General features: G+C 63.7%; 9 protein-coding genes and 1 pseudogene. 7 read left to right on the forward strand and 3 right to left on the reverse strand.

Annotated elements, in window-relative coordinates:
• Window positions 1-96: 96 nt before the first annotated feature.
• Window positions 97-1,059, reverse strand: coding sequence for an alpha/beta hydrolase (locus M5G11_RS16790; protein ID WP_273911968.1), 963 nt, complete (start codon window positions 1,057-1,059; stop codon window positions 97-99).
• A 133-nt stretch (window positions 1,060-1,192) separates the two neighbouring features.
• Between M5G11_RS16790 and aroC the strand changes: the two genes are divergently transcribed.
• The 3 genes from aroC to M5G11_RS16805 are packed head-to-tail and all read left to right on the forward strand — an operon-like array spanning window position 1,193 to window position 3,998.
• Window positions 1,193-2,284: a chorismate synthase gene (gene aroC / locus M5G11_RS16795; protein WP_273911966.1), complete on the forward strand. Its 1,092-nt coding sequence runs from the start codon at window positions 1,193-1,195 to the stop codon at window positions 2,282-2,284.
• 38 nt (window positions 2,285-2,322) lie between these two features.
• On the forward strand, window positions 2,323-3,471 hold the full coding sequence (locus M5G11_RS16800; protein ID WP_273911965.1) for an MFS transporter: 1,149 nt from the start codon (window positions 2,323-2,325) through the stop codon (window positions 3,469-3,471).
• Window positions 3,472-3,482: 11 nt separating this feature from the next.
• Window positions 3,483-3,998 (forward strand): cupin domain-containing protein, encoded by a 516-nt coding sequence (locus M5G11_RS16805; RefSeq protein ID WP_273911964.1) that lies wholly within the window; start codon window positions 3,483-3,485, stop codon window positions 3,996-3,998.
• 177 nt (window positions 3,999-4,175) lie between these two features.
• On the opposite strand, the gene M5G11_RS16810 is transcribed toward M5G11_RS16805, so the two are convergent.
• A complete protein-coding gene (locus M5G11_RS16810; protein WP_273911963.1) occupies window positions 4,176-4,448 on the reverse strand; it encodes a DUF3509 domain-containing protein in 273 nt (90 codons plus the stop codon).
• A gap of 273 nt (window positions 4,449-4,721) precedes the next feature.
• On the opposite strand from M5G11_RS16810, the gene M5G11_RS16815 reads away from it, so the two are divergent.
• Together M5G11_RS16815 and M5G11_RS16820 are read left to right on the forward strand one after the other, a co-directional pair.
• On the forward strand, window positions 4,722-5,246 hold the full coding sequence (locus M5G11_RS16815; protein ID WP_273911962.1) for an ankyrin repeat domain-containing protein: 525 nt from the start codon (window positions 4,722-4,724) through the stop codon (window positions 5,244-5,246).
• Between the two features lie 61 nt (window positions 5,247-5,307).
• Window positions 5,308-5,838, forward strand: coding sequence for a hypothetical protein (locus M5G11_RS16820; RefSeq protein ID WP_273911961.1), 531 nt, complete (start codon window positions 5,308-5,310; stop codon window positions 5,836-5,838).
• Here the strand turns inward: M5G11_RS16820 and M5G11_RS16825 are convergent.
• The gene (locus tag M5G11_RS16825) at window positions 5,835-6,776 is read right to left on the reverse strand and encodes a ZIP family metal transporter (protein WP_273911960.1); all 942 of its coding nucleotides are present in this window, start codon (window positions 6,774-6,776) and stop codon (window positions 5,835-5,837) included. The genes M5G11_RS16820 and M5G11_RS16825 overlap by 4 nt on opposite strands.
• Window positions 6,777-6,906: 130 nt before the next feature.
• Between M5G11_RS16825 and M5G11_RS16830 the strand changes: the two genes are divergently transcribed.
• Both M5G11_RS16830 and M5G11_RS16835 read left to right on the forward strand, forming a co-directional pair.
• Window positions 6,907-7,098, forward strand: coding sequence for a PLDc N-terminal domain-containing protein (locus M5G11_RS16830; protein ID WP_273911959.1), 192 nt, complete (start codon window positions 6,907-6,909; stop codon window positions 7,096-7,098).
• Between the two features lie 124 nt (window positions 7,099-7,222).
• A pseudogene (locus M5G11_RS16835) lies at window positions 7,223-7,360 on the forward strand (IS256 family transposase); the annotation flags it as partial.

Consider the following 7,360-nt stretch of genomic DNA (forward strand, 5'->3'; position numbering starts at 1 on the left):
CTCTTATGCGCAACAGGCTGGTCGCAACGGCAATGCCAGCATCGGCTTATCGGCCGATTCATTCAGGACTGGAGGCACAATTTGCGCCAGATCGCCTCAGGCCGCCGGCAATCGGCGGATGAAGGCGACGATCCGCTCACCCAGTGCCTGGGCCAGGGGCAGCTGCGGATTGATGTAGGTGTCGCGTTGGGCACCCATGTCACGCGGGCTGATACGCAAGGTATGGTTCATGCCGTCGATCAGCGCAAGTTCGGCATCGGGTTTGGCCGCGTGCAGGCGTTCGGCATCCTGCAGGTCGACCTGGATGTCGTTGCGGCCCTGGACGATCAAGGCGGGCATCTTCAGGCGGGCGAACGCGGTCGCCGGGTCCTGGCGGAACAGCGAAATCAGGTAGGGCTGCACGCTGGGGCGAAAGACGTTGCGCAGCGGCGCCGGGACGTCAGCGGAAAACTGCCCGGCCTTGAGCCGGTCGAGTACTGCCAGGCCGCCGGCAAGGTTGCCCTTCGTCAGGCGCTCGCCCAGTTGCTCGCGCAACACCTGGTCTACCGGGCGACCGCTGCCGGCCAGGGAAATCACCGCGCTGGCGCCGGCCTGCTCAGCTGCCAGGCTGGCGATCAGTGCGCCTTCGCTGTGGCCCAGGAGAATCAGCGGCCCGAAGCGCGGGTCGGCCTTGAGCTTCTGCCCCCAGGCGACAGCATCGGCGACATAACGCTCAACCGTCAGGTTGCGCTCGTCCGGCGTGGCCGCCAGGCTCGCGGCTACGCCGCGCTTGTCGTAGCGCACGCTGGCGATATGGTTGTTGGCCAGCAGCAGGGCCAGGCGCTTGAGGTTGTCGATGCGCCCGCCCTCGGGGTTGTTGCCGTCGCGGTCGGTCGGCCCGGAGCCGGCAATGATCAACACCACCGGTGGTGGCGTGTCACCGCGCGGCAACAGCAAGCTGCCATGCAGGGTGCCCTGGCCGGTATCGAGGCTGATCGGTCGTTGCAGCACGGTGGGCGCACCCGCCTGGGCGAGGCCGGTGAACAGCAGGAAGAGCAGGGCGACGAAGCGCGACATCATCTGGCTACTATCGGGGAGATGCGCTTTGGACTCGCTCGCTTGCAGAAGGTTCGCCGTCAGGGATGAACTGAAGGGGTAGCCTGCGTATACTGAAGCCCTTGTTCAAATCAGGCTGATTCGCGGAGCGTCCTGCATGTCCGGCAATACCTACGGCAAGCTGTTCACTGTCACCACCGCTGGCGAGAGCCATGGTCCGGCGTTGGTCGCCATTGTTGATGGCTGCCCGCCAGGCCTGGAGCTGTCGCTGGCCGACCTGCAGCACGACCTGGATCGGCGCAAGCCGGGCACCAGCCGGCACACCACGCAGCGTCAGGAGGCCGACGAAGTCGAGATCCTCTCCGGCGTCTTTGAGGGTCGCACCACCGGCTGTGCGATTGGCCTGCTGATCCGCAACACGGATCAGAAGTCCAAAGACTACTCGGCGATCAAGGACCTGTTCCGCCCGGCCCACGCCGACTACACCTACCATCACAAGTACGGTGAGCGCGACTACCGTGGCGGTGGCCGCAGTTCGGCGCGGGAAACCGCGATGCGGGTGGCCGCCGGTGCCATCGCCAAGAAGTACCTGGCGACCCAGGGCATTGTCATCCGTGGCTACATGAGCCAGCTCGGCCCGATTGAAATCCCGTTCAAGACCTGGGATTCGGTCGAGCAGAACGCCTTCTTCAGCCCCGATCCGGACAAGGTGCCGGAGCTGGAGGCCTACATGGACCAGTTGCGCCGTGACCAGGATTCGGTCGGGGCCAAGATTACCGTGGTCGCCGAAGGCGTCATGCCGGGCCTGGGCGAGCCGATCTTCGACCGCCTGGACGCGGAACTGGCCCACGCGCTGATGAGCATCAACGCGGTGAAAGGCGTGGAAATCGGCGCAGGCTTTGCCAGCGTTGCCCAGCGCGGCACCGAGCACCGTGACGAGATGACCCCGCAAGGCTTCCTCAGCAACAATGCTGGCGGCATCCTTGGCGGTATTTCCTCTGGCCAGCCGATTGTCGCCCACCTGGCGCTCAAGCCGACGTCCAGCATCACCACGCCAGGCCGCTCGATCGATGTCGACGGCAACCCGGTCGACGTCATCACCAAGGGTCGCCATGACCCGTGCGTCGGCATTCGCGCCACACCGATTGCCGAGGCGATGATGGCCATCGTGCTGATGGACCACCTGCTGCGCCACCGTGGCCAGAACGCCGACGTACGCGTCAGCACCCCGGTGCTGGGCCAACTGTAATGCCGCGACCCGGCACCTGCGCCACGGCCATTTGAGCCGTGGCGCCGATTCCCTACTGGCGGCTGTCCAGCTTCTACCTGTTCTATTTCGCCCTGCTGGGCTCGACCGCGCCGTTTCTGGCGCTGTATTTCGACCATCTGGGGTTTTCCAGCGCGCGCATCGGTGAGCTGGTGGCCATTCCCATGCTCATGCGCTGCGTTGCGCCGAACCTGTGGGGTTGGCTGGGTGATCGCACCGGCCAGCGCCTGCTGATCGTGCGCCTGGGCGCCGTGTGTACGCTGGCCAGCTTCTCGCTGATCTTTGTCGCCAAGAGCTACGCCTGGCTGGCGCTGGTGATGGCGCTGCATGCGTTCTTCTGGCATGCGGTGTTGCCGCAGTTCGAAGTGATCACCCTGGCGCATTTGCAGGGGCAGACATCGCGCTACAGCCAGGTACGTTTGTGGGGCTCCATCGGCTTCATCCTTACCGTGGTCGGCCTGGGCCGCCTGTTCGAATGGCTCAGCCTGGATATCTACCCGCTGGCGCTGGTGGTGATCATGGCCGGGATCGTGCTGGCCAGCCTATGGGTGCCCAATGCCCAGCCACCGGGGCAGCATGAGCGGGCGAGCGGCAGAGGTTTTCTCAAGCAACTGGCCAGCCCCGGTGTCGCCGCCTTTTATATCTGCGTGGCGCTGATGCAGCTCAGCCATGGGCCGTACTACACCTTCCTGACCCTGCACCTTGAGCGGCTCGGTTATGCCCGAGGCACCATCGGCATGCTGTGGGCGCTGGGGGTGGTGGCCGAGGTGCTGATGTTCCTGGCGATGAGCTGGATCCTGGCGCGGGTGTCGTTGCGCTGGGTGCTGTGTTTCAGCTTTCTGCTGGCCGCCTTGCGCTGGCTGCTGCTCGGGCAGTTTGCCGATCACCTGGCGGTGTTGCTGGTTGCGCAAGTCATGCATGCGGCCACTTTTGGCAGCTTCCATGCGGCGTCGATCGCTTTTGTCCAACGCAGCTTTGGCGCTCGTCAGCAGGGGCAGGGCCAGGCCCTGTATGCGGCGCTGTCGGGTACCGGCGGGGCGTTGGGCGCGTTGTACGCGGGTTACAGCTGGAATGCGCTGGGCCCGATGACCACCTTTAGTATTGCCAGCGTCGCGGCGCTGGCTGCAGCCGTTATCATTGCGGCCCGAATGAACGATGCCAAGTATTAGGAGTTGCCTCGATGAGCAGCCTTGCCGTTTACCACCAATCCACCCCTGACATCCCCAACAAGGTGCTGACCCACTTCGAGGACATTGCCGCGACGCTGGCCGAGCACGGCGTACGCTTCGAGCGCTGGACGGCGAGCGCGCCGGTTCAGCCGGAGGAGGTGATGGTTGCCTATCAGGCGCAGATCGATCAGTTGATGACCGAGCGTGGTTATCGCAATGTCGAGGTGGTGAGTGCGGCCAGCGATGTGGCCATGCAGGTGGTGGGCGAGGTGACGGTCGCTGAGGACGTGGTGCGGGTGTTCGTGGCGGGGCGTGGGCAGTACGCGTTGCGTATCGAGGATTATGTGTACGCGGTGGTGTGCGAGAAGGGCGACTTGATCGTGGTGCCGGCAGGTGTCCGGCATTGGTTTGATGGTGGGGAGAACCCGCATTTTGTCGCGTTGCGCATGTTCAAGGAGCAAGGTCAGGCTATGCCGCAGGCGACGGGTGATCGGATTGCGGAGCAGTTTGCCCGGTTTGATGATTGACCTTCAGGCCCGCTCCCACGGGATCGTACATACCCTGTAGCCGCTGCCGATAGGCTGCGCTGGAGCCCGTGAGGGCTCCCAAAGGCGGCGCCTGCGATGCAGGCGAGCGCAGCCTTACGGCAGCGGCTACGGTTACCAGCGATGAGGTCGCAGTGCAGGGGTCATCAGCCCCTTGAATCACCGATAAGTCGGCAAGGCAAAGCGCTGCTGGCTTTGCAGCAACGAAATCACCGGCAACTCGCTGGCCTGCTCGGCCAGGTCGCGGCGAATCGCACTGATCGCCCAGGACAGCTGCTCGGCACTGTGCAGTTGCCCATAAGACAACGTCCGTTTCACCTGTTTGCCGTCGGCAGCGCGCAGGGTCAGCAGGATGCCGCCGTCCGGGCGGGCCTGGGTGGTGACGTCATAGGCAGAGAAGAGCGAGGTGAATTTTTCCTGGATGAGGTCCATATCAGCTCCTGGCTGTGGGTGGCAGACATGGAGTGATGGGTGCAGCGACTGTGCCAGCTTTTAAATGTTAAATAATCTTTATAAATCAATAAGTTAAAAAACATGCCGAACAGGCCGTCCGTGCATTGTGCATGGTCGTGCAATTTGCACAGTGCATTTTGCAAGATCCGCAGGCCAATAGATTTCGTCTGTCGGCGCCATGGGTTATCCACAATTGACCAAAAGCTGCGACTGGCAAAGACTTGGGCTTTTCCGGCAGCCAGGAGGTTCCCCATGTCCGACCAACGCACACCCACCCCGATGAACGACGATGAAGCCGCTGCATTCGCCGAGCAGGTGTTCGACCGGGCCCGTGCCGGGGATGCCGACATGCTTGGCCGCCTGCTCGACAACGGCTTGCCGGCCAATCTGCGCAACCACAAGGGCGACACCCTGTTGATGCTCGCCAGCTACCATGGGCACCTCGATGCGGTGCAGGTGCTGCTCCAGCATGGCGCCGACCCGCTGATCGCCAATGACAACGGCCAACTGCCCATGGCTGGCGCCGCCTTCAAGGGTGACCTGGCCATGGTGCAATTGCTGGTGGGGCAGGGTGTGCCGGTCGACTCGGCCTCGGCCGACGGGCGTACCGCACTGATGCTCGCGGCCATGTTCAACCGCACGGCCATGGTCGACTACCTGCTGGCGCAGGGCGCAGACCCTCGGCACCAGGATGCCAAGGGCGTCAGTGCCCTCGGCGCCGCCCAGGCGATGGGCGCTACCGACACCGCCGCGCAGTTGCAGGCGCTGGCCGGCTAACCCCCAGGGGCCGTTTGCGGCTATCCTTGGCGACTTTTTTCCGTGTCGCAGGGCCCCTTACATGAAAAACCAACTGGTCGAACTCATCGGCAAAATCAGCGCCGGCTGCATGCGCGACGAAGACATCGAGCGCATTGCCGATGAAGCCGCCCAGGCCTATGCCGACCCCGCCGCATTCCTCGCCGCCAACCCGGACATCAACTACGACGACAGCTTCCCGATTGCCCTGGGCGAATGGATCGTGGTCGGCAGCCTGCCAGACACCGTGCTGTTCCAGGCCGACAGCTACCAGGACCTGTTCGGGCAGATCGTCGATTCCTTCGACAAGAGCGTGCCGTTCAACTTCAAGCCCAAGCAACTGGCCAAGGTCGAACCACTGACGGCGCTCAACCGCATCCAGGTGCAGATGGGCAGCATGAACAAGGAAGCCGGCGGCTATGTGCTGATGAACTTCAGCCAGTTGCTGGACGACGAATTGCAGCTGGTGCTGGTGGGCGGCAATGACCTGCCACGGGTACTGGAGCTGTGTGCTGAAGTCGGCATTGCCGCAGCGCCTTCGCTGGAAGCGCTGCGGGTGGCCGTGCACGTTTAACCGAGCGCGGTATCGAGGAACATCATCACCGCAAAACCGCCCATCAAGCCCAGGGTGGCCGAGGTCTGGTGGCCGTTGCGGTGGGTCTCCGGAATCACCTCGTGGGACACCACGAAGATCATCGCCCCGGCAGCCAGGCCCATGCTGACCGGGTAGGCGATGGCAAAGCCGGTGGAAATCCCCAGGCCGATCACCGCCCCCAGCGGCTCCATCAGGCCGGAACCGATGGCAACCAGGGCGGCTTTCAGCGTCGACAGGCCGGTGGCACGCAGGGCCAAGGCCACCGCGAGGCCTTCGGGGATGTCCTGGATGGCGATGGCGCTGGTCAGCGGCAGGCCGACATTCATGTCGCCGGTGGCGAAGCTCACGCCGATGGCCATGCCTTCGGGTAGGTTGTGCAGGGTGATCGCCAATACGAACAACCACACCCGGTTGATTCGCTCGGCCTGCGGACCGCAAGGGCCGGTGCTTTCGTGTTCGTGCGGGGTGAAACGGTCGAGGCCAAGCATCAGCAGCACGCCCAGGCCCATGCCGACCACCACGGTCAGCGCGGCAAACGGGCCGTTGCCGGTGATTTCACGGGCCGCATCCAGGCCCGGCAGAATCAACGAGAACGAACTGGCGGCGAGCATCATGCCGGCGGCGAAGCCGAGCATCACGTCCTGGGTGCGGGTGCTGACCTCTCGCAATACCACGGCCATGATCGCGCCAAGGGCGGTGGCGGCAAAGCCGGCCAGGCCGCCGAGCATGGCCAGTTGCAGGTTGTCCTTGTTGTCGCCGTGTACGGCGTTCCAGGCGCTGGCGACCAGCAGGCCGAGCACTGCCAGCAGGCTCAGGCCCAGGCCGGCGCTGAGCCAGGGAGTGGATTGCGCCTGCGCGAGCCAGGCGCCTCCAAGCGAGTAGCGGGCGGTATTGCTGTGGCTGTTGGCGGGCGGCATGGCGGACCTCTCTGGGGCTGTTCGTTGAAGAAAGTGTAACCAGCGTTTTCCTGCTGCGGTGAGCGGTTCACGTCTATGGCGGTGATAGCCAGCTATCCTCAAGGGCAGGATCAATCATCGGAGTATCAGCATGGGTTCCACGTTCAATGGCCTGGTTGGCCTGATCATTCTTGCCCTGGATATCTGGGCGATCATCAATGTGATCAAGAGCAGCGCCGGGGGCGGGGCCAAGGTGCTGTGGATATTGCTGATCATCCTGCTGCCGGTACTGGGGCTGATCATCTGGGCGATTGCCGGGCCACGGGGGAATGTGCGGTTGTAGTGCATCGCTCTGTGGGAGCCGGCCTTGCCGGCGATGGGGGCGGCATGCTCGCGACTGTGTTGCGGCCATTCGGGGGGTGTCAGAAATTTTGTGTTCGGGCATAACATGAGCAAGAGGTGCATGTATGCCAACCAAAAAGAAACCCGCGCGCCAAGCGCCACGAGAATTACCGAAAATCCCGAAAGAGCTGCTTGAGCAGTTCGGGGACGGGCTGATGACGGCAGAAGCCATCGAGGATGCCTCTGCTGCCTTCAAGATGGCC

Origin of the sequence: Pseudomonas fontis, from assembly GCF_028656955.1 — a bacterium.
GTDB lineage: Bacteria > Pseudomonadota > Gammaproteobacteria > Pseudomonadales > Pseudomonadaceae > Aquipseudomonas > Aquipseudomonas fontis.